Consider the following 20175-nt stretch of genomic DNA (forward strand, 5'->3'; position numbering starts at 1 on the left):
ATTTATCGAGTGAATGTATTTTTTATTTCTATAATTGCATCCAGCTGACCTATAAATAAGTCGACTAACTGCGGATCAAAGTGCTTACCAGATTCAGATTTGAGAAGTTCGACAGCTTGGTCAACAGACCATGCTTTTTTATATGGCCTTGTTGAGGTTAGTGCGTCGAACACGTCGGCAATACTCACTATCCGGCCTTCAATACTAATCTCTTCACCTTTTAGTCCATAAGGGTAGCCGCTTCCATCCCATTTTTCATGGTGCTCAAGTGCCAGCTTGTGTGCTAGCTGTAATAAAGGCGAACTAGAGTTTTCTAAAATCTTCGCCCCGATTGTTGCATGTTGCTTCATATGCTCGAATTCATTTTCATCCAAGCGCCCAGGCTTCAGAAGCACGGCGTCAGGAATACCGATTTTACCAACATCATGCATCGGTGCTGCTTGTCTTAGTTGCTCAGCTTGAAATTCAGTCATTCCGTAGGCAAGTGCAAGTACTTTACTGTAACGGCTCATACGCGCAATGTGTTCACCAGTATCTGTGTCTTTGTATTCTGCTGCACGTCCTAAACGGTTTATCAAATCAATATGAGCGAGCTGTAATTGCTGTGCTTGCACTAATGATAAATGAGTTTTAACACGTGCTCGGACAATTGCAGGGCTGATGGGTTTTGTAATGTAGTCTACCGCACCTAGCGCAAAGCCTTCTGATTCATCTTGTTCATGTGATAAAGCCGTCACAAAAATAATCGGAATATGAGCGGTTTCTGGTGTAGATTTCAGTATTTCACAGACTTCAAAGCCATTCATATCTGGCATCATCACATCTAATAGAATTAATCTTGGCGGCTCATTCTTAATAAGTTGCAATGCAAGTTCACCTGATTTCGCAAATGATAAGCGGTAGTCATTGCCTAATACTTCACGCATTACTTTAAGGTTAGCGGGTTCATCATCTACGATAAGAATTCTTTCGCGCTCAATAAGTTCGCTCATGATTTCTCCTCACTTGCAGTTATTTCACGTTGCAATTTTTCAATCGCTTCCTGTGCAGCATTAAAATCAAAATTGTCAAAATGTTCACAAATTTCATTTATTTGCGATTTAAAAGCAGGCTGGGTGTTCGACGCCACTTGAGCCAAAAAGTCATCGTCAATTTCGGCATGTTTTGCGTGCTCTAGCAGTGTGTCTAAGGCTTTATTTAGCTCACTCGTAGGCATCATAGTAACTGATGTTTGTTCCTCTTGAGTTTTTGTTTCGGCTATTTTTGAGCGTAAAAAATGCCATTCATCTTCACATGCATGGATGAGTGAAATAAAACGAGTCCCTCTTAGTTCATTCTCTGCTTGAGAAAGTAAATGTAGCAGTTTTCCTAGCGCTAAATTCCCGGCAACGCCTTTTAAAGTGTGCAAAATTGTTTTCACCTCAGAACTATCAGTATTAAGCTCTTTTAAACGAATCATATTGGCATAATGATCAGATAAAAACGCTGCTATTTCTGAGTTTAGTTTTTCGCTACTTCCCCACATTTTCAGGCCTTTTGCATAGTTGATATGCTGCTTAGATTTATCTGGCTGTTGTTGAGATATTGTATTAACTTCTAACCCTAAAACCTTTGCTATTTCATGGTTAACTTGCTGAATATCAACGGGCTTATTAGCGAAGCCATTCATACCGGCTTGTTTTGCGGTTAATTTGTCTTGCTGTAAAACACTGGCAGTTAGGGCAATGATAGGGGTTTTTTTAAGTTGTTGTTGCTGCTCTTTTTCTCGAATCACTTTACACGCTGTAATCCCGTCGCACTCTGGCATGTGTATATCCATTAAAATTACATCAAAGCTATTTTTTTCGAAGGCGCTGATAGCCTCTAAGCCATTCTTCGCTTTTGTAACAACATGACCAGCTTGAGAAAGTAAAATATTCAGTAACTCGAGGTTTTGTTCTATATCGTCAACAACTAGAACTCTCAGAGGCGGCAGGTTTAAGATATTATTACTTAATTTATCAACTTTATTAATATCACCTTCTTTTAGAGGTAAAGAGAAAAAGAAACAACTTCCTTTGTTTTCTGTGCTCACAGCACTAATGCTGCCACCCATTAACTCTACCAGTTGCTTACTAATCGTTGTTCCTAACCCTGTGCCACCAAAACGGCGAGTCATAGTTCCATCAGCTTGCTCAAATGGCTGGAAAATTGCTTTTAGTCTATGTTTTGCGATACCAATGCCTGTATCTTGCACTTCAAAAAACAACTGGTTGTTTTGCGTTTTACTGATACTAATTGTCACAGAGCCTGTTTCAGTAAATTTAATCGCATTACCAATTAGGTTGTTTAATACTTGGCGAATACGCGAATCATCTCCAATGTATATTGGCGCAACATTTTCGGCTATTTTTAAATCGAGAAGTAAGTTTTTTCGTTTCGCTTCAAGCCAAAAGGTTGAAACGATATTATCTAGTAGAGCCTGCAAATTAAAGTGTTCAAGCGTGATATCTAATTTACCTTTTTCTAGCTTTGCGGAGTCGAGTACATCATTTAATAAATGCAATAATGACCTGGCCGAACTATTCACAGTAATTATATGCTTTTGTTGTTCTTTGCTAAGCGGGCTATCCATCAAAATATCACTAAAGCCAATTATAGCGTTCATTGGTGTGCGGATTTCATGACTCATATTCGCCATAAATGCTTGTTTGGCTTGTGCAGCGGCTTCAGCTTCTTGCTTGGCTGTCTTTAACGACTCCTCATATTCATGACGTGAGGTTATGTCGACTAGCACGCCATCTATCCATTTGTCGTTGGTATCTGGATTATGGTTAACTGTGCCTTGATCTAGTACCCAAACTGTTTGGCCATTACGGTGTTTAATTCTATATTCAACAGCGTATTGGTTAGAATTTGAGATGGCGTCGTCTAGGGCATCTGCTATGTGCTGCTCATCCTTGGAATTTATGATATCTGCAAATGCTACTTCGTTTGATGTGAACTCCTGTGCTGTGTAACCGGTTAATTCAAAGACTCGTGGGCTAATAAACAGCATCGTCCAGTTTTTATCAAGTAAACAACGAAATACAGCACCAGGTGTATTATTCATCAAGGTACGATATTGTAGTTCTTTTTCTTCTAGACTCTGTTGCAGGGCGCGTTGCTGAGTTAAATCAGTAATAAACCCTACAAATAGAGTCTCTTCACCTGGTTGTTTCACTTCTCCAAGGCCAAGACGAATAGGAAATAAATGGCCATCTTTATGTTTTGCGCAAACATCTCTGTTGATGCCAATTACTTTTTTAAGCTCATGATTGCCACTATTTAATAAGTAATCATCATGATGTGCAGCAATTTCGTCGTTCATTAGAATTTTAACGTTTTGTCCGAGAACTTCCTGTTGCTGCCAGCCAAAAATAGCTTCTGCAGATTTATTAAAGCTTAAAATTTTTCCTTTAATGTTAATAGTCACAATGCCATCAATAGCTGTACTTAAAATAGCATCTAAACGAGATTCTTCGGCAGATTTCTCCACCAACAGCATACGATAGCGAACCATTCCATTGATAATGCCTACGAGTGCAGTTAATAAAACGGTGGCAAACGCGACGCAAATAGCAATAAGTTCAATATGTGATGTATCAACGTTATCGGATAAGAGGGGCGAAGTCGCAACAAAGCGAGTCGCAGCCATTCCCATGTAATGCATACCGGCAACGGCAAAACCGAGAATAATGCTGCAAATTATTCTACTTTGAAAGTTAGATAAACGCTTAAAATGGTCACTCAAATGAAAGCGAGTGTATAAGCCTATGAATGACAGGCCAACAGCGACAACAATAGATGCAGCGAACCACCAAGGGTCATAACGTAACAATGGACTCATTTGCATCGCACCCATGCCTGTATAATGCATGGTGCCAATACCTGCACCTAATAATACAGAACTGACTAGAAGCTTTAACGTTTTTGGGATCTGGGTATTACCCTTGCGCCGAAGAAAAGAAAATGCTGTTAAACACGCGAAAAATGCCGGTACAAACGAAAAGAATGTTAAAGTCGGATCGTAGTTAATTGTTGTGCATAGTGAAAATGCCAGCATGCCAATGAAGTGCATACTCCAAATACCACCAGATAAAACCAGTGCGCCAGTACCATTGGCGAGTTGACGGTAAGAATTAAAGTTAGTTTTATTTGCAAGATCAATAAGGTGTAAAGAAAAATAAGCGGCAAAGACGGCCGTGGTAATCGACAAAAGGACTAGAGTCGGGTCGTAGGTACCGTTTATTAATAAATCTGAACTTTGATCAGTAAGAAAAAATTCTGCTAGCATAGAATAAGTTAAAGGCTGCATGTGCTTTCAGTCTAATACAATTTAAAATTTATTAAGAGTAAAAGATGTGAAATTAATGAATTTAATTATTTTATATTAGCTATAAATGCTTAGTTTTAAATTCATATTTTTTATCCATAACTTTTTATCACTAGATACTGTTAACGCGTCATGCGTTTGACGAATACGACAACGAATAAAGCCAGTGAAAAGCTCCCACAAAATGCTTCAACTGCTGCAATAAATCGAGAGAAACCAATAGGTGTTATGTCACCGTAACCTAGAGTCGTAAAGGTAACAACACTAAAATAAATGCTATTTAGAAATGCAAATAAATTGTCTTCAATAGAGTTAGAAAAATCTAATCTTATTAGCGTATCTTGATAATTCACCCCAAATAAAAAATAACAGAGTGCACAACAAATAATAAGCGACAAACTAAAACGAATGACATTCTCAGGCTTTTCGCCATAGCCGCATAACATATCGATAAAGCTTGAAGTTATTTGTTTACTTGAACCTTTAGGGTATTGTGCATGACGCATGCGCAATTCTTTATAAGTAAAGTTACCAGCAAGCTCAAATAGTCCTTGATTTTCAGAAGCTTTTCTTAAATTACGGTATATTTCTTCAGATTGTTCGAATAAGTCTCGTGCTTCTGAGTTGTGCTTATTCTTGCGGGCTTTAATGGCCGCCGTTTCTTGCAGTAATTGGTCGCCTAGCTCGATATTATCAATTCTGCTGTCGTTGAGTTTGATACCTAACAAGTTGGTATTTCTTAAGTCACAGTAATGCAAACTAGCACTGTGAAGGTTAGCTTTCATTAGTGAGGCATTAGCAATCTTATTATTAAATAAATGAGCGCCCGTTAAATTTGCTCGATAGAAGTTGCAGTAAGAAAGGTTATAGCCCTCTTCATCATCCTGTTTGATTAAGTTAAGCCCAGAAAGATTTGCTCGCTTTAATTGTAACCCTTCTAGTAAGCCTCCTTTTTTGGCATAGCGTTCTAATTTTTGGGTTAGATTTAGCCCTGATTTATCAAATTTACTATCATGCCAAAAGCAAAATCCAGAGCCCATATCTGTTTCTTGGCACTTGTTACCTGTTGGTGAGGTATAACTACAACATGGTTTGTCAGGCATAAGGATGAAAACTTATTTGTGAGTCATCTTTATAGATTAGCAGCTATTTAGCAGGGTAAAATGGAATCTCTCATTTTTTTATTAATTGAATTGGCTTACTTTTGTTGGATTACACCCTAAAGCGCAGTAAACGCAGAACAACCGTGGCAATTAAAGTTGCTGAGCAGAAACTTACTGTGTATGCGCCTTTTTATGTTCCACAAACTGAAATAGATGCCTGGCTAAACACTAAGCAAGATTGGGTCGCTGAACAAATAGCAAAGCAATCTATGCAAGCTGAGCGTCGCCAATTGCCATTAGTAAACGCCACTATTAAGTTGTTTGGGCAAAACGTCCCAATAGTATTCGGCAAGGTCCAAAAACACTTGGCAACAAGATGCGCGGCCTCAGCTTACCTTACTAATATCATCACGTGTCAAACATCAAGAGGCTAACTACCTCGCTTTGCTTGAGCAGTTTATGCATGAAAAGCTTGAGAGCTATATCGAAATGCGAGTGCATGATTACTGCTTGCAAATGTCTGAGACGTTGCCTACAAAGCTTAAAATTCAACATTATAAACGTCGCTGGGGCAGTTGTAACAAACGCCGTGAGCTGACTTTTAATTTACATTTAGCAAGTGCGCCAACCTGGGTGATTGATTATGTAGTTGTCCATGAGCTTGCGCATCTTTTACATATGAATCATAGCGCTAAGTTTTGGCAACGTGTGAGCCAGTTTTATCCAGACTATAAAAAAGCAGAGCAATGGTTAAAAGCGAATGGGAGCAGTTTGAGTTGGTAGATTAAGTTAGCGAGAGTAAAGCTAGAAAGAGTAAAGCTAGAAAGAGTAAAGCTAGAAAGAGTAAAGCTAGAAAGAGTAAAGCTAGAAAGAGTAAAGCTAGAAAGAGTAAAGCTAGAAAGAGTAAAGCTAGAAAGAGTAAAGCTAGAAAGAGTAAAGCTAGAAAGAGTAAAGCTAGAAAGAGTAAAGCTAGAAAGAGTAAAGCTAGAAAGAGTAAAGCTAGAAAGAGTAAAGCTAGAAAGAGTAAGAGTGGTGGAGGGAGCTGGATTCGAACCAGCGAAGGCTGAGCCGTCAGATTTACAGTCTGATCCCTTTGGCCGCTCGGGAACCCCTCCACACAAATTTTTACTATTGCATTTGGCCCCACTTCACTGAGAAGAAAAGTGGTGGAGGGAGCTGGATTCGAACCAGCGAAGGCTGAGCCGTCAGATTTACAGTCTGATCCCTTTGGCCGCTCGGGAACCCCTCCAATGCAACGGCGCTGATAATAGCAAACTGATTATTTAAGTAAAGAAAAAAACTAAAGAAAAATGCATAAATGCCGATAACTGGTTAATCAAGAAACTATTTGGCTAAAGACTATGCAAATTGATGGTTTGTTGCTCACAGAGAGTCAACTCGATAATCGTCTAAATAAAAGTGTTCACGAGCACCGCTCTGGAGAGTTTGCTTTATTACTCGCAATGCTTTCTCATGATGCGCTCGATTTTAGCCAGTTCCACCTACCAAAAACTGAATTAAGCAATCCTGAAGTATCTGAGTCTGCTCTGCGTACTGAATTAGGTGCTGGTCCTACACAACCATTAGCTCCCGAACAGTTTGATATGCTAATTGGGCAAGAAAATGCATTTAGACTATTGCAAGGTGGTTTATCAGATATAAAATTACGTCATTGCTTAAATCCAGAGCCTTTGAATGTTCGTGATGATAAGCAACATGTGCCGCTAGAAGTGATTGATAACTGTGAGCCAGCAGTTAGAAAACGCTTTTATGAAAAAAACAAACCCGTTGAGCGCCCACAAATCGACGCTGCCGCATTTTATGATAGTCTTACTAATGAGGCGATACATCAACCTCTGCATTTGGCGACAGCTTAGCATTCGAGGCTTAATCGAATTGTCATAGACTATGAATAAACTTAATAAAAAGTACAGCTAAATTAAGATGCGCTTGTTATAATAGCAGTCTATGGCTTAATGCCATTGTCATTGAACCAAGTTACTAGGACTATAATGAAGAAAACATTCACGCTAAACCACGAGAAAATTAAATACCCTCGTATGGTTGATGCAGCCAAGCACGAAGTAAAAAAATACTTGAAACGTGAGCGTAATAAAACACTCCCAGCAGGTGCCGACTATTGGGCGTTTGACTGTAAGTTTGGTGAATCAGCGGATGAGGCCAATGTCGTTCACGTGGCAGAGATTAATAAATGTATTAGCGATATTGAAGCAAAAGAGCTTACATCGTTTTATGTCGAAATCTTAGCGCGTCCTGCACAGCGTCAACATCAAGAGTTTGACGAAGAGTAATACGAATATCAGTTCGCAGTAATACTCTAAAACAAAAAAGGGCCATCAGGCCCTTTTTAGTTTTAGTAATCAATTATCGCGCAAACGGATCGGCATTTATTTTTTCTATGTACCAATTGCCTTTTTTACGCATCATTTTCACACTGCGCATATCATCAATTTTCTTACCATTAAAATAACCCGTAAAAATCAAATTGATGTTGGCTTTATCGCCATACTGTTCGCGCAAGCTCATGTTAGTCATATCGACTTCAATCACCACTTCATCGTATTGCATATTGACTAAGTTGCGAGCGAACTGCCCAGCGGTACCATAAGATTTCATAATTCGCGCCATTTTCGGCGTGGCGTATTCCATCGCTTTATTTAAATCGTTTTGGTTATACAAAGCATCAAAATAGAGGGTCGCTACGTTACCAGGGGTGTTTTTTTCACCTTTTGGTGCATCTTCAGAGCCGCAACCGGAAAGAATGCTGCTACTTAAAAGGATAAAAATTAAAAGTATATTTTTCATTGTTGTAGTTTTTCGAGTGAACTTAAAATAAAGTGTGTGACTAAATGAGCATGATGTAAAGTTAACTCGGTAAAATTAATAGTTTTATTTATTTTGGATAATAAAAAAGGATGCATGTTTGCATCCTTTTTAAAAACTAAGAGATTCTTGGTGATTACTGAACAAGCTCTTTATCGCTGAACTCTTCAGCAAATAATGGGCTTGATAAGTAACGCTCAGTTGCACTTGGTAAAATTACCACAATGTTTTTGTCTGCGTTTTCAGGTTTTTCAGCAAGGCGCTTTGCAGCAACTACTGCGGCACCTGAAGAAATACCCACTAAAATGCCTTCGTTTTTCATCAGTTCATGAGCCATGGCAATGGCATCTTCATTTGATACTTGCTCTGCAGCATCTACAACTTCTAAATCAAGGTTGCCTGGGATAAAGCCTGCACCGATACCTTGGATTTTATGATATCCGGTTTAATTTCTTCACCAGCTAAAGTTTGGCTAATAACTGGCGAGTTAGTTGGTTCAACAGCAACCGATTGTACATTTAAGCCTTTCTCTAGTTTAAGGTAACGGCTAACACCTGTAATAGTACCACCAGTACCAACACCTGCTACGAAAATGTCGATTTTTCCGTCCATTGCTTCAAAGATTTCAGGACCTGTTGTTTCAAAGTGAATTTTTGGGTTAGCTGGGTTTTCGAACTGTTGTAAAAGAATGTACTTTTCAGGCTCACTTGCTTGAATTTCTTTTGCTTTTTGAATTGCGCCATTCATGCCTTTAGCGCCATCAGTTAAAACTAGGTTAGCACCTAACGCTTTTAATAATTTACGACGCTCAAGGCTCATTGTATTAGGCATAGTCAGTGTTAATTTATAACCACGTGATGCAGCAACGAATGCAAGCGCAATACCTGTGTTACCAGATGTAGGCTCGATTAGCTCTTTGTCTTTAGTTAAGACACCTGACTTTTCTGCTTCCCAGATCATTGAAGCACCAATACGGCATTTAACACTGAAGCTTGGGTTACGTGATTCTACTTTAGCAAAAACATTACCTGATGTTACGCGGTTAAGCTTTACAATTGGTGTATTACCAATCGTTAATGAATTATCTTCAAAAATGTTAGACATACTGTTCCCTTGGAAGCAATTTATTCAATCGTGATCAATGAGCTTAGGCTATTGATCTGTAATAGTCACACTTTACTGTGGTGAATAAAAAACGAAAGTAAAGTTTGGCTATAACATATAGCGAATAGGCTTATAGCATTTAGTAATAAGGTGGGAAAAGAAGGGCGCGCACCAAAAGGTGCGCTGATAAGGTCTTAAAGCAACCAAGCGTAGCTAAACTTGGCAAATAACGTACGCTGCTCTTTAGTCATTGATGACAGCTCATCATCTTGATAGCCATTATCAGAGTAACCAGCAAAGAATACAGTTTGCGGGTTCAGCTTGTAAGAATACAGTAGCTGAGTGGCTAACTTTTTATATTGGCTATCAACATCATCTATGTAATTAGCCTGATTGCGTTCTAAATCGGTATAAATGACTGCAAGGCGTAAAAAGCTATTCACGTTGAATTGGTAAGTTAAACGCACATCACTTAAATTGGCGGTAAATACTTCACTGCCATCGGCTTCAAGTTGCTCATAAGTATGACGTAAACGCACTTCAAAATGCTTACCAAGGTTCATATTCAGCACAGGGCGTATATGGAACTTATCACCAACGCGGTTATTAGCTAAATCAACGGCATTACCTGTGTACATATATAAAGAAGCAAATACCCCAGCGCTGGGTTTAAAGTCACTGTACAAGCCAACGCCATTTTCGCTAAACAAGTCGGTGTTGCCGTCGATATCTAAACGTGATTTGTCGTGGCGAAGGCCAGTGCGATTACGATGCTCAACAGAGACCTCAAAAAAGCTTTGTAACGGACGCTGACTGAAAAGCTGGTTTGTGCTTCTTTTTCGAGAAGTTCATTATTTTCGTTGTGAGTAATATCCCAATCGGCATAAAGGTTTGCGCGATTCCACCAATTACCTTTATCACCATACCAACGGTATTCACCCCCAGTCGTAAACTTCTTAAAATCAACTTGTGAGATAAAACCTAAGTCTGCTCTCAAATCGGCATCGCGATAATTATAATCGGCAAATGCGCGCCAATATTTCTCGTCATGTTGATACTTTACGTAGTAACCAGTGCCTGATTGCTGTTCTTTACTCAAAACACGCAGTACGCCTTCGTTGTAGTCGCAGTCACTATTTAATTCACAGCTTACTTGCTCTGGCTGTGAGCAGTTATCTCCATCACATAACTCATCTATGAAGTCTTGGCTGTATTGCGTTTGTGACTTTAATACTTGCACTAAAAAAACATCGTTGACTGTTGGTTTGTATTTACTATCAATACTGTAAACCGTGTTCTTGTAGTCATCACTTTGTCTGTGTGTTGCCGTTGAGCCAAGTGATAATCCTGATTCAAAATCGTATCGATAACGCAGGGCACCGTTTTCACCTTTTTCGTCGAGGGCGACAAGCGATGAACCTAAATTGCCCGGGATCAACACATTTGTTTGTGTGTCATTGGCAATGAAACCGGCAAATGTATGGCCATTTTTGCTGCCGGTGATTTTCGTGCCGTAATCTGGCTGGGCAATATTACGGGTATGAATAAGGTTAAGTGTTGAGGCAAAGTAGTCAGCGTTATCTAAAAAGAACGCGCGCTTTTCAGGGAAGAACAAACTGAAATTATTGTTCACACTCAATTGTGCAACATCTGCTTCAACCTGAGAAAAGTCAGGATTAATCGTCGCATTTAAGGTGATATCTGGGGTGATCCCCCATTTAACATCTAGGCTGGCTTCAGTATTGTTCTCTGACTCCCAATCAGCTACTTGAGAGCCATCAATATCACGGGTCTCATTTTTGCCAAGCACCAAAGATGGAATAATCGCTACGTTATTGCCTTGCTTTGCTTGTTCAAAGCCTTGGTAACTTGGCATTTGGCAAATCCAACAATTGTTCCCGTGGTCAATCTGCATATTTGAGATACGTAACCGTTCACTGCGCGGTAAAAAGCGTAAAAACTCCATTGCCATCGTTTTAGTCGCTACGCTGTCGTCAAAATTCAATACGCGTAATGGAATGGCCACTTCAACGGTATAGCCTTTATCATGAATAACACCGACGCTATCCCAAATACCATCCCATGATGAGCTTTCTTGCTTGGTTAGTTCATTTTCTATTGAGTCTTGCTGTACGCCAAGAGGATTAATAAAAAATTGATAGGCTAATTGAGAGTTATTGTATGAATCTATTTTTAGGCCAACTAAGTCATCATCCCAGGCAGCATCACGATCACGATAAAAGGCGCGAATAAGTTCAGGGATCGGATCTCTCGCTTCAAAGCCTACATAGAGTGTTTCGCCATCCTCATAAACATAAGCGTAGGTGGTGACGGGGCTTTTACTGTTTTCGTAAGGCCAAGTAACGTTGCCTATGGTAATTTTTTTTGCACGTTGCCAACTTGGTTCATTAAGCTGGCCGTCGATTGTTGCCTGCTCTGCAATAAAAGGAAGGGTGACAGGTTGGCTGGTGGCCAAGCTGGTAAAAGGCACGCTTAATAGAGCGGCACTTAACATTGATTTATACATAAGCACTATATGGTATTCAAAACTGCGAGCATGTTATTAATTTGCAACTTTGTTAACAAATGCAACGCGACAGGGCGCATATATTTACGTTCAAATTAGATTCTAACAAGCTGTGGTGGTAATTTGCGCAGTTAAACGTTAATTTGGCTGTTTTATAACAAAAGTAAACTAAAACGTGGTAAAAGATTACCACCTAAAAATTGAAGTGATTGTTATGAATTTAATTCTAAAATTAATTGCTGGTATTGTTGCCGGTATTTTAGTGGGCTTATATGTGCCACTAACAGGTGTTGAACTCCTTTACACAGTAAAAGAAATAATAGGTCAGTTGATCACCTTTACCATCCCGTTAATTATTTTATTTTTTATCGCATCAGGTATTGCTGGTTTACCAAAAGGGTCAGGCCACTTGTTAGGAAAAACAGTTGGCTTTGCATATGGTTCAACCGTTATTGCTGGAACCTTAGCTTTTTTACTTGTCAGCGCTATGATCCCATTGTTTGATGGCGGTTTAACGTTTGAAGCAGAAGTTGCTACCGAAGTGGGCAGCTTTATTGATTTAGAAATCCCACCTCTTATGAGTGTAATGACAGCACTTGCTGCGGCATTTATTTTTGGTATTGGTATGAGCCAGTTACAGCTTGATACGTTAAAGAAAGTATCTGATCAGGGCCGTGATGTGATTGATGGCTTGTTAGCAAAAGTAATTATTCCTGCGTTACCTTTCTACATTGCAGGTGTTTTCGCGGAAATGACAGTTGCTGGCACCGTGGTTGATACGCTGCAAACATTTGGTATTGTTTTGCTAGCTGCATTAATTATGCATTGGCTATGGCTTACTGTTTTATATGTATCTACAGGCGTTTTTTACTAAAGCGTAATCCTTTAGAGCTTGTAAAAAATATGCTACCCGCTTATTTTACTGCTTTAGGTACAATGTCGAGTGCAGCAACAATTCCAGTTTCACTTCGCTCAAGCAAAGCAAATAACGTAAAAGAAGATGTGGCTAACTTTACAGTACCTTTATGTGCAACTATCCATTTATCGGGCTCAACAATTACGATTGTGACATGTGCAATGGCTGTAATGTTCTTATCACCGAATATGGATGTACCATCGTTATTTGGTATGTTGCCATTTATTATGATGCTAGGCGTTGTAATGATTGCTGCTCCTGGCGCACCAGGTGGGGCAGTTATGTCGGCATTGGGTCTTTTAACAAGTATGCTTGGTTTTAATGAAGGTGCAGTTGCATTAATGATTGCACTTTATTTAGCACAAGATAGCTTTGGTACTGCCTGTAATGTAACAGGTGATGGTATCATTGCCCTATGGGTTGATTGTTTCAGCGAGAAAGCATCAGCTTAAATTTAATTAGTGAAACGATATTTTGATTTATCGTTTCACTTTTTCTGTGCTAATGTGGCACATTAAATTGTGCGAAAGCAGCTATTTGGTTATTTGAGGGTGTTCCATTGATTAATGTACTTTTAGTTGATGACCATGAACTTGTACGGACAGGGATCAGACGTATACTTGATGATGTTCGCGGTTTTAAAGTGGTGGGTGAAGCTAAAACCGGTGAAGAAGCGGTGCAATTTTGCCGTCAACATTCACCAGATATCGTGTTGATGGACATGAATATGCCAGGTATTGGCGGTTTAGAAGCGACAAAGAAAATCTGTCGTTATTGCCCAGATGTAAAAATTATTGTGCTTACTGTGCATTGTGAAGACCCATTCCCAAGTAAAGTAATGCAAATCGGTGCACACGGTTATCTAACTAAAGGTGCCGGTTCTGACGAAATGGTTAATGCCATTCGTGCAGTGAATGCAGGACAACGTTATATTGCGCCTGAAATTGCGCAGCAAATTGCGCTTGCCCAGGTAAGTGGGCGAACAGATGAAAACCCTTTCCAGAGTTTGTCCGAGCGTGAGCTGCAAATCATGCTGATGATCACTAAAGGTGAGAAAGCGCAAGACATCGCAGAGCGTTTGAACCTCAGTTCAAAAACGGTGAATAGCTATCGCTATCGCATGTTTGAAAAGCTAAATGTAGGGGGGGATGTTGAACTTACCCATTTAGCAATTCGTCATAAAATGATCGACATTGATAGCTCGCATTAATTTGCTCAATGTCTGATTTCGAACCAGCCCGTTTTTTAAAAACACTATCAAGTGAGCCCGGTGTCTACCGAATGCTTGATAGTGAAGGGCAAGTTATCTATGTCGGTAAGGCAAAAAATCTAAAAAAGCGTGTCAGTAGTTACTTCCGTAGCAATGTAACTGATAGTAAAACGCGTGTCTTAGTCAGTAATATTTGCGGTATTGAAGTCACCCTGACTAACACCGAAACCGAAGCCTTATTACTCGAAAACAATCTAATTAAAAAATATCAGCCTCGTTATAATATTTTGCTGCGAGATGATAAGTCATATCCATATATTCTGTTAACTGATCATAAGCACCCGCGACTTGCTTTTCATCGTGGTAGCCGAAAAATTAAAGGCGAATATTTTGGTCCATTCCCAAGTGCGGGAGCGGTTTCTGAAAGTTTGCGTTTAATGCAAAAAATTTTTCCGGTTCGCCAATGTGAAGATGCCTATTATCGAGCGAGAAGCCGTCCCTGTTTACAATATCAGTTAAAGCGCTGCTCAGCACCGTGTGTAAATAAAATCTCCGATGAAGAGTACCAACAAGAAGTTGATTTTGTCCGTAAGTTTTTGCTGGGTAAATCTCATGAAGTTATCGCCGATTTAGTCACAAAGATGGAGCAAGCAAGTAAAGAACTTAAATTTGAGCTTGCGGCCAAGTCCGTGACCAAATCATGTTGCTTCGAAAAATGCAGGAGCAACAATCTATTTCAGGTAATCATGCCGAAATGGATGTAGTGGGTTTTGCGCATTTAAATGGTTTAAATGCGGTTCACTTATTAATGATCCGCGACCACAAAGTGCTAGGCAGTAAAACTTATTTCCCTAAAGTACCAAAAGACTCCGGTGAAGAAGAAATTCTAACCTCGTTTTTAGGTCAATATTATTTAGCACCCGGTGCAACGGGGCGTATTGCCAAAGAAATTATCTTACCGTTCAGTATTGAAGAAAGTGAGCCATTAAGTGAAGCGCTTACGGCTATCTCTGAACGTAAAGTGAGTTTAAAAGTTGCTAATCGCGGTGAGCGGGCACAGTATTTAAAGCTTGCTAATAAAAATGCCCTTAATAGCATTAGTGTTAAGCAAAGTACCCAAGACTCCATTAATAAACGTTACGCACAATTAAAAGAAACATTACGTCTAGATGATATTAATCGCATGGAATGTTTTGATATCAGCCATACAATGGGTGAAAACACGGTAGCAAGTTGTGTGGTGTTTGATTCGCAAGGGCCAAATAATAAAGAATATCGCCGATTTAATGTTACTGGCATCACAGGTGGTGATGATTATGCTGCGATGGAATTTGCACTTAATAAACGCTACAACAAAGTTGTCGATGAAGAAAAAATTCCAGATGTCATCTTTATCGATGGTGGTAAAGGTCAATTATCTCGTGCTGAGCAATATTTTGAAAACTGGCCGCATAATAAAATGCCATTGTTGGTAGGTGTTGCAAAAGGTACTAGTCGAAAACCAGGTTTAGAAACGCTATTAATTGATGGCGGACGTAAAACAATACCACTTGATTCAGATGCGCCAGCGCTGCATTTAATTCAGCATATTCGTGATGAGTCGCACCGTTTTGCTATTGCAGGGCATCGTAATAAACGACAAAAACAACGCACACAATCATTGTTAGAAGAAATTACCGGCGTAGGACAAAAACGCCGACAAGCATTATTAAAATATTTAGGGGGCATGCAAGGGGTAAAAGCTGCTAATATAGACCAATTAAAACAAGTTCCTGGGATCAGCCCTGAAATGGCTGAAAAGATATTTAATCATTTGCATGACAAGGCTTAGCCTTCGTGCGAATATAGTAAAAAAAGACATCTCCAAGTAGTTATGTGGAATATTCCAAACACACTCACAACCTTTAGACTTTTTCTTATCCCCATTTTTTTGGTGATATTTTATTTGCCTTTCTCATGGGCATTTTTTGCAGCTGCGTTTGTTTTCTGGCTTGCGTCAATCACAGATATCCTTGATGGCTATCTAGCGCGTCGTTTAAATCAGTCAACGCCTTTTGGTGCGTTCTTAGATCCGGTTGCTGACAAAGTAATGGTGTGCGCAGCACTGGTTGCTTTATCAAGCCACTATCAAAGTTTGTATATGACTATTCCGGCATTAGTGATTATTAGCCGTGAAATTGTTATCTCTGCCTTACGCGAATGGATGGCAGAGCAGGGTAAACGTGACAACGTAGCTGTATCAAACATGGGCAAGTTTAAAACTGCGGCACAAATGCTAGCCATTATTGGTTTGATCTGGCAGTTTGATACATGGATGATCTACTTAAGTTATGGCCTTTTGTACGTCGCAACATTCTTAACGCTTAGTTCTATGTTGCAGTATTTAATGGCAGCATGGTCAGAATTGACCAAAAATTGATCCTAAACGTTTAATTACACACCGTTTTAGATAAAAAATAAGCAAACAGTTCAAAACTAGCATTTTTTATATTGACGCGTTTAATAATCTCTGTAGAATGCGTCCGTGTTGAGAGGGCATAGCCCCCAAGATAAAGAAAGCGGCACTAGCTCAGTTGGTAGAGCGCAACCTTGCCAAGGTTGAGGTCACGAGTTCGAGCCTCGTGTGCCGCTCCAATTATCTAATTTGGCGGAATGGCAGAGTGGCCATGCAGCGGATTGCAAATCCGTCTACCTCGGTTCGACTCCGGGTTCCGCCTCCATTCAACACTCCACGCGCTCTATGAGCAACCCGATGCCCGGGTGGTGGAATTGGTAGACACAAGGGATTTAAAATCCCTCGCTGGTAACAGCGTGCCGGTTCAAGTCCGGCCCCGGGCACCATTTGTGGTTAACTACAGTACCAAATGTGGTTATAAAAATGATATTAGAGTTAATATGATGCGGCACTAGCTCAGTTGGTAGAGCGCAACCTTGCCAAGGTTGAGGTCACGAGTTCGAGCCTCGTGTGCCGCTCCATATTAGCTTTATCCACTTGCTTTAAATAGCAAACCCGATGCCCGGGTGGTGGAATTGGTAGACACAAGGGATTTAAAATCCCTCGCTGGTAACAGCGTGCCGGTTCAAGTCCGGCCCCGGGCACCATTTTGATAAAGAAAAATTTGCGGCACTAGTTCAGTTGCCAGAACGTTATCATCGCAACCTCAAGGTTGTGCACCAACGGACAAAATACTGACAGAAACAAATTTGCGGCACTAGCTCAGTTGGTAGAGCGCAACCTTGCCAAGGTTGAGGTCACGAGTTCGAGCCTCGTGTGCCGCTCCAATTATTTGGAAGCGATAAGGCGGAATGGCAGAGTGGCCATGCAGCGGATTGCAAATCCGTCTACCTCGGTTCGACTCCGGGTTCCGCCTCCATATAATACTCCACATGCTCTTTCGAGCGACCCGATGCCCGGGTGGTGGAATTGGTAGACACAAGGGATTTAAAATCCCTCGCTGGTAACAGCGTGCCGGTTCAAGTCCGGCCCCGGGCACCATTTATATAAAATACCTCTTCTTTATTTCATTTATATTTCTTTTTATAACCTCATCTAACTATTTTTTTATTGCCAAAATAGCTCTATAGTTTCCTTAGTCTTTTTAAATAAGCAAATGCGTTTTCAAGTTTTCAGCACTACTGAATTCACTAAATAGGATCAAGGAAAGATAATGGAGCAATTTAAACGTGGCTTAAATCAGTTCTGGGTAGGCGCAGTATTTGGTCTTTGTCTAGCGATCTCGTTAGTACTTATTCCTGTTGCGATTATTATGTCGAACATTAACGACGTTCTGAAAATTCATGAGGTGAGCGTGCTTGTTGATAAAGTATCGACGGTCTTCGATAAATCAGAACAAGTAATTAGTAATGCCAAAGCAGCGCTAACCGATTTTGATAATGACGTGGTGATGGATATGCTTAATGCTGTGCAATCTTATCAGCAACAATCGCAGCCATTCCTAACCGCAGAGCAAAAACAAGCATTAAAAGCGCAAATTAAAGATCAGCTTGTTACTAAGCTTGAGTCAAAGCTTAACGAGCAACAAATTACATTCATATTGTCTGTTTTCGAAAAGTTAACAAATACAAAAAAGGGAGCACAAACGCTCCCTAAATAAGAATTTACTTAACTAGATTATTTACGCCATGCGCCTTTAGGAATGGTTTGATTTAGCTTTTTGTTTTGCGAAGGATCAAAAGTAGGTAATTTACCTGCCTTACGTTGGGTGTTGTAATCCTTCGCGAGCCAAATAACGACGCCCGATAACATAAACAAAGCGATGACGTTAACGATAGCCATTAGACCCATAGAGACATCGGCAAGGGTCCATACTAGTGGTAATTCTCCAAGCGCACCAAACATCACCATACCAAGTACCAGTAATCGGAAGATCAACATACCCGATGCATGGTTATGCTCTAAGAACAATAAATTGGTTTCGGCATAAGAATAATTAGCAACAATCGAGGTAAATGCAAAAAACAAAATTGCAATTGCAACAAAGGTGGCACCCCAGCTACCAACATGTTCTTCAAGGGCAGCTTGTGTTAACGCAATGCCAGTCACACCTGAATCAGGTATAAGCTGTTGTGATAATAAAATAAGGGCTGCAGTTGCAGTACATATAATAATTGTATCTACAAATACGCCGAGCATTTGTACATAACCTTGTGAGGCTGGGTGCGGTGGGTTAGGTGTTGCCGTTGCAGCAGCATTTGCAGCGCTACCCATACCAGCTTCATTAGAGAATAAGCCACGCTTAATACCCTGGATCATGGCCTGCATTACACCATAACCTATTGCACCCGCACCCGCTTGCTCGATACCAAAGGCACTATTAATAACATGCATAAATACATTAGGTAATAAATCGTAGTTTATGGCACATACATAAAGTGCAACTAACAAATAAGCCAGCGCCATAAATGGCACAACCATTTCTGCAAAACGTGAAATAGTTTTTAAGCCACCAAAAATGATAATACCTGACCCTAATACTAAGCCGATGCCTACAACATAGTTTGGAATACCAAATGCAACATTAAATGCAGCAGCAATAGAGTTTGATTGAACAGCATTAAATACCAAGCCAAAAGCAAGAATAAGGCAAAGAGAAAAGATCACACCCATCCAGCGTTTACCTAACCCATATTCCATATAATAAGCAGGGCCACCACGAAAGTTGCCATCTTCATCGACCGTTTTATATGCCTGAGCAAGGGTACTCTCGGCAAAACTTGTCGCCATACCTATTAATGCAATAAGCCACATCCAGAAAATTGCACCGGCACCGCCTAAATAAAGTGCAACGGCAACACCTGCCATATTACCCGTACCAACTCGCGCAGCTAAAGAAGTACAAAAAGCTTGGAATGAAGAAATGCCATCGCCAGAACCTTGGCGGCTCTGAAACATCACTTTGATCATATGTGGGAATTGAGTGAATTGAATAAAACCGAGTCGAAGAGTGAAAAATAGCCCCGCAGATATTAAAAGGTAAACCAGAATGTGACCCCAAAGGAGACCACTTATATTATTTATAATGTCTGTCATTTTTCTTGCCTTGTGAGCGAGTGGAAAATCTGCGGCGCAAGTTACCATAACAAGCGAGGAGAGTTTAGTTATTCTGCTAAAAAACATCAGTTATCCACAGAGGTTTGTGGGTAACTTGTTTGCATTTGGTGGGTATGTGATTAATTTGAAAATATTCAAAAAAACCTTCAAAAAGTGCTTGCGTTAATTCTTCGCATCCCTATAATGCGCATCCACTGACACGGCGGGCAGCAATGAAAAGCGCTGAACAAAGTGACACAGAGTTAAGTAAAACTTCGGTTTAAAACGGTCTAAAAAGAAAGTTTAAAATTAAGTGTTGACTCGAAAAATTAAGGGTGTATTATACGCATCCCTAGCGACAGCGTCGCAACGTTCTTTAACAATGTAAAGCAATCATCTGTGTGGGCACTCGTACAGGTTGAGTTCTAACAGCGAAGCTTAGTTTACTAAGTGGAGCAAACAAATTTAGAGTCTCAAATGTAACTGAGTGACTTCATAGTCAATTCGATATCGAAAGATATCAAAATTCAGAATTCATTGAGCATGGTTTGAAGTTTACTTCAAAC

14 protein-coding genes, 10 tRNA genes and 4 pseudogenes are annotated in these 20175 nt (G+C 40.1%); 18 read left to right on the top strand and 10 right to left on the bottom strand.

Annotated features, from left to right (window positions below):
• Positions 1-2 precede the first annotated feature (2 nt).
• The 3 genes from ACRWSG_RS15405 to ACRWSG_RS15415 form a co-directional block, all read right to left on the bottom strand.
• Positions 3-992 carry a response regulator gene (locus ACRWSG_RS15405; protein WP_054553654.1) on the bottom strand — a complete coding sequence of 330 codons (990 nt, stop codon included), beginning with the start codon at positions 990-992 and terminating at the stop codon, positions 3-5.
• Positions 989-4315 (bottom strand): MHYT domain-containing protein, encoded by a 3327-nt coding sequence (locus ACRWSG_RS15410; RefSeq protein ID WP_235377613.1) that lies wholly within the window; start codon positions 4313-4315, stop codon positions 989-991. The genes ACRWSG_RS15405 and ACRWSG_RS15410 overlap by 4 nt, the downstream gene beginning before the upstream one ends.
• A 161-nt stretch (positions 4316-4476) precedes the next feature.
• Positions 4477-5457: an ion channel gene (locus ACRWSG_RS15415; RefSeq protein WP_462166664.1), complete on the bottom strand. Its 981-nt coding sequence runs from the start codon at positions 5455-5457 to the stop codon at positions 4477-4479.
• 143 nt (positions 5458-5600) lie between these two features.
• Between ACRWSG_RS15415 and ACRWSG_RS15420 the strand changes: the two genes are divergently transcribed.
• The 3 genes and pseudogenes from ACRWSG_RS15420 to ACRWSG_RS15430 form a co-directional block, all read left to right on the top strand.
• Positions 5601-5891 (top strand): YgjP-like metallopeptidase domain-containing protein, encoded by a 291-nt coding sequence (locus ACRWSG_RS15420; RefSeq protein ID WP_462166665.1) that lies wholly within the window; start codon positions 5601-5603, stop codon positions 5889-5891.
• Positions 5892-5916: 25 nt separating this feature from the next.
• Complete coding sequence (locus tag ACRWSG_RS15425) at positions 5917-6240, top strand: M48 metallopeptidase family protein (RefSeq protein WP_462166666.1); 324 nt, start codon at positions 5917-5919, stop codon at positions 6238-6240.
• Positions 6241-6465: pseudogene (locus ACRWSG_RS15430) on the top strand (pentapeptide repeat-containing protein); the annotation flags it as partial.
• Positions 6466-6487: 22 nt separating this feature from the next.
• On the opposite strand, the gene ACRWSG_RS15435 reads toward ACRWSG_RS15430, so the two are convergent.
• Positions 6488-6572, bottom strand: a tRNA-Tyr gene (locus ACRWSG_RS15435).
• A 49-nt stretch (positions 6573-6621) separates the two neighbouring features.
• A tRNA-Tyr gene (locus ACRWSG_RS15440) sits at positions 6622-6706 on the bottom strand.
• Positions 6707-6818: 112 nt separating this feature from the next.
• On the opposite strand from ACRWSG_RS15440, the gene ACRWSG_RS15445 reads away from it, so the two are divergent.
• Positions 6819-7334 (top strand): VC2046/SO_2500 family protein, encoded by a 516-nt coding sequence (locus ACRWSG_RS15445; protein WP_054553651.1) that lies wholly within the window; start codon positions 6819-6821, stop codon positions 7332-7334.
• Between the two features lie 135 nt (positions 7335-7469).
• Positions 7470-7769, top strand: coding sequence for a DUF6172 family protein (locus ACRWSG_RS15450; RefSeq protein ID WP_054553650.1), 300 nt, complete (start codon positions 7470-7472; stop codon positions 7767-7769).
• A gap of 73 nt (positions 7770-7842) precedes the next feature.
• Here ACRWSG_RS15450 and ACRWSG_RS15455 read toward each other — a convergent pair whose 3' ends face one another.
• The 4 genes and pseudogenes from ACRWSG_RS15455 to ACRWSG_RS15470 all read right to left on the bottom strand — a co-directional run bounded on the left by ACRWSG_RS15455 (position 7843) and on the right by ACRWSG_RS15470 (position 11932).
• The gene (locus ACRWSG_RS15455) at positions 7843-8283 is read right to left on the bottom strand and encodes a hypothetical protein (RefSeq protein ID WP_138618601.1); all 441 of its coding nucleotides are present in this window, start codon (positions 8281-8283) and stop codon (positions 7843-7845) included.
• Between the two features lie 154 nt (positions 8284-8437).
• Positions 8438-9405: pseudogene (gene cysK, locus ACRWSG_RS15460) on the bottom strand (cysteine synthase A).
• Positions 9406-9599: 194 nt separating this feature from the next.
• Complete coding sequence (locus ACRWSG_RS15465; protein ID WP_462166667.1) at positions 9600-10115, bottom strand: hypothetical protein; 516 nt, start codon at positions 10113-10115, stop codon at positions 9600-9602.
• Between the two features lie 20 nt (positions 10116-10135).
• Positions 10136-11932, bottom strand: a complete 1797-nt coding sequence (locus ACRWSG_RS15470) for a carbohydrate binding family 9 domain-containing protein (RefSeq protein ID WP_462166668.1) — start codon at positions 11930-11932, stop codon at positions 10136-10138.
• A gap of 214 nt (positions 11933-12146) precedes the next feature.
• On the opposite strand from ACRWSG_RS15470, the pseudogene ACRWSG_RS15475 reads away from it, so the two are divergent.
• The 13 genes and pseudogenes from ACRWSG_RS15475 to ACRWSG_RS15535 all read left to right on the top strand — a co-directional run bounded on the left by ACRWSG_RS15475 (position 12147) and on the right by ACRWSG_RS15535 (position 18173).
• Positions 12147-13300: pseudogene (locus ACRWSG_RS15475) on the top strand (dicarboxylate/amino acid:cation symporter).
• Positions 13301-13407: 107 nt separating this feature from the next.
• The gene (gene uvrY / locus ACRWSG_RS15480; RefSeq protein ID WP_054553647.1) at positions 13408-14058 is read left to right on the top strand and encodes a UvrY/SirA/GacA family response regulator transcription factor; all 651 of its coding nucleotides are present in this window, start codon (positions 13408-13410) and stop codon (positions 14056-14058) included.
• Positions 14059-14066: 8 nt separating this feature from the next.
• Positions 14067-15889, top strand: a pseudogene (uvrC, locus tag ACRWSG_RS15485) (excinuclease ABC subunit UvrC).
• A gap of 42 nt (positions 15890-15931) precedes the next feature.
• Positions 15932-16477, top strand: a complete 546-nt coding sequence (pgsA, locus tag ACRWSG_RS15490; RefSeq protein ID WP_062566986.1) for a CDP-diacylglycerol--glycerol-3-phosphate 3-phosphatidyltransferase — start codon at positions 15932-15934, stop codon at positions 16475-16477.
• Positions 16478-16616: 139 nt separating this feature from the next.
• Positions 16617-16692, top strand: a tRNA-Gly gene (locus ACRWSG_RS15495).
• Between the two features lie 12 nt (positions 16693-16704).
• A tRNA-Cys gene (locus tag ACRWSG_RS15500) sits at positions 16705-16778 on the top strand.
• Positions 16779-16812: 34 nt separating this feature from the next.
• Positions 16813-16899: transfer RNA gene (locus ACRWSG_RS15505), tRNA-Leu, on the top strand.
• 59 nt (positions 16900-16958) lie between these two features.
• A tRNA-Gly gene (locus ACRWSG_RS15510) sits at positions 16959-17034 on the top strand.
• Positions 17035-17073: 39 nt separating this feature from the next.
• Positions 17074-17160, top strand: a tRNA-Leu gene (locus tag ACRWSG_RS15515).
• 104 nt (positions 17161-17264) lie between these two features.
• Positions 17265-17340, top strand: a tRNA-Gly gene (locus ACRWSG_RS15520).
• A gap of 18 nt (positions 17341-17358) precedes the next feature.
• Positions 17359-17432: transfer RNA gene (locus tag ACRWSG_RS15525), tRNA-Cys, on the top strand.
• A 35-nt stretch (positions 17433-17467) separates the two neighbouring features.
• Positions 17468-17554: transfer RNA gene (locus ACRWSG_RS15530), tRNA-Leu, on the top strand.
• Positions 17555-17726: 172 nt separating this feature from the next.
• On the top strand, positions 17727-18173 hold the full coding sequence (locus ACRWSG_RS15535; RefSeq protein ID WP_462166669.1) for a hypothetical protein: 447 nt from the start codon (positions 17727-17729) through the stop codon (positions 18171-18173).
• Positions 18174-18190: 17 nt separating this feature from the next.
• Here the strand turns inward: ACRWSG_RS15535 and ACRWSG_RS15540 are convergent, their stop codons facing one another.
• The gene (locus ACRWSG_RS15540) at positions 18191-19609 is read right to left on the bottom strand and encodes an alanine/glycine:cation symporter family protein (protein WP_462166670.1); all 1419 of its coding nucleotides are present in this window, start codon (positions 19607-19609) and stop codon (positions 18191-18193) included.
• Positions 19610-20175 lie beyond the last annotated feature (566 nt).

The sequence above is a fragment of the Pseudoalteromonas sp. GB43 genome, from assembly GCF_054923805.1.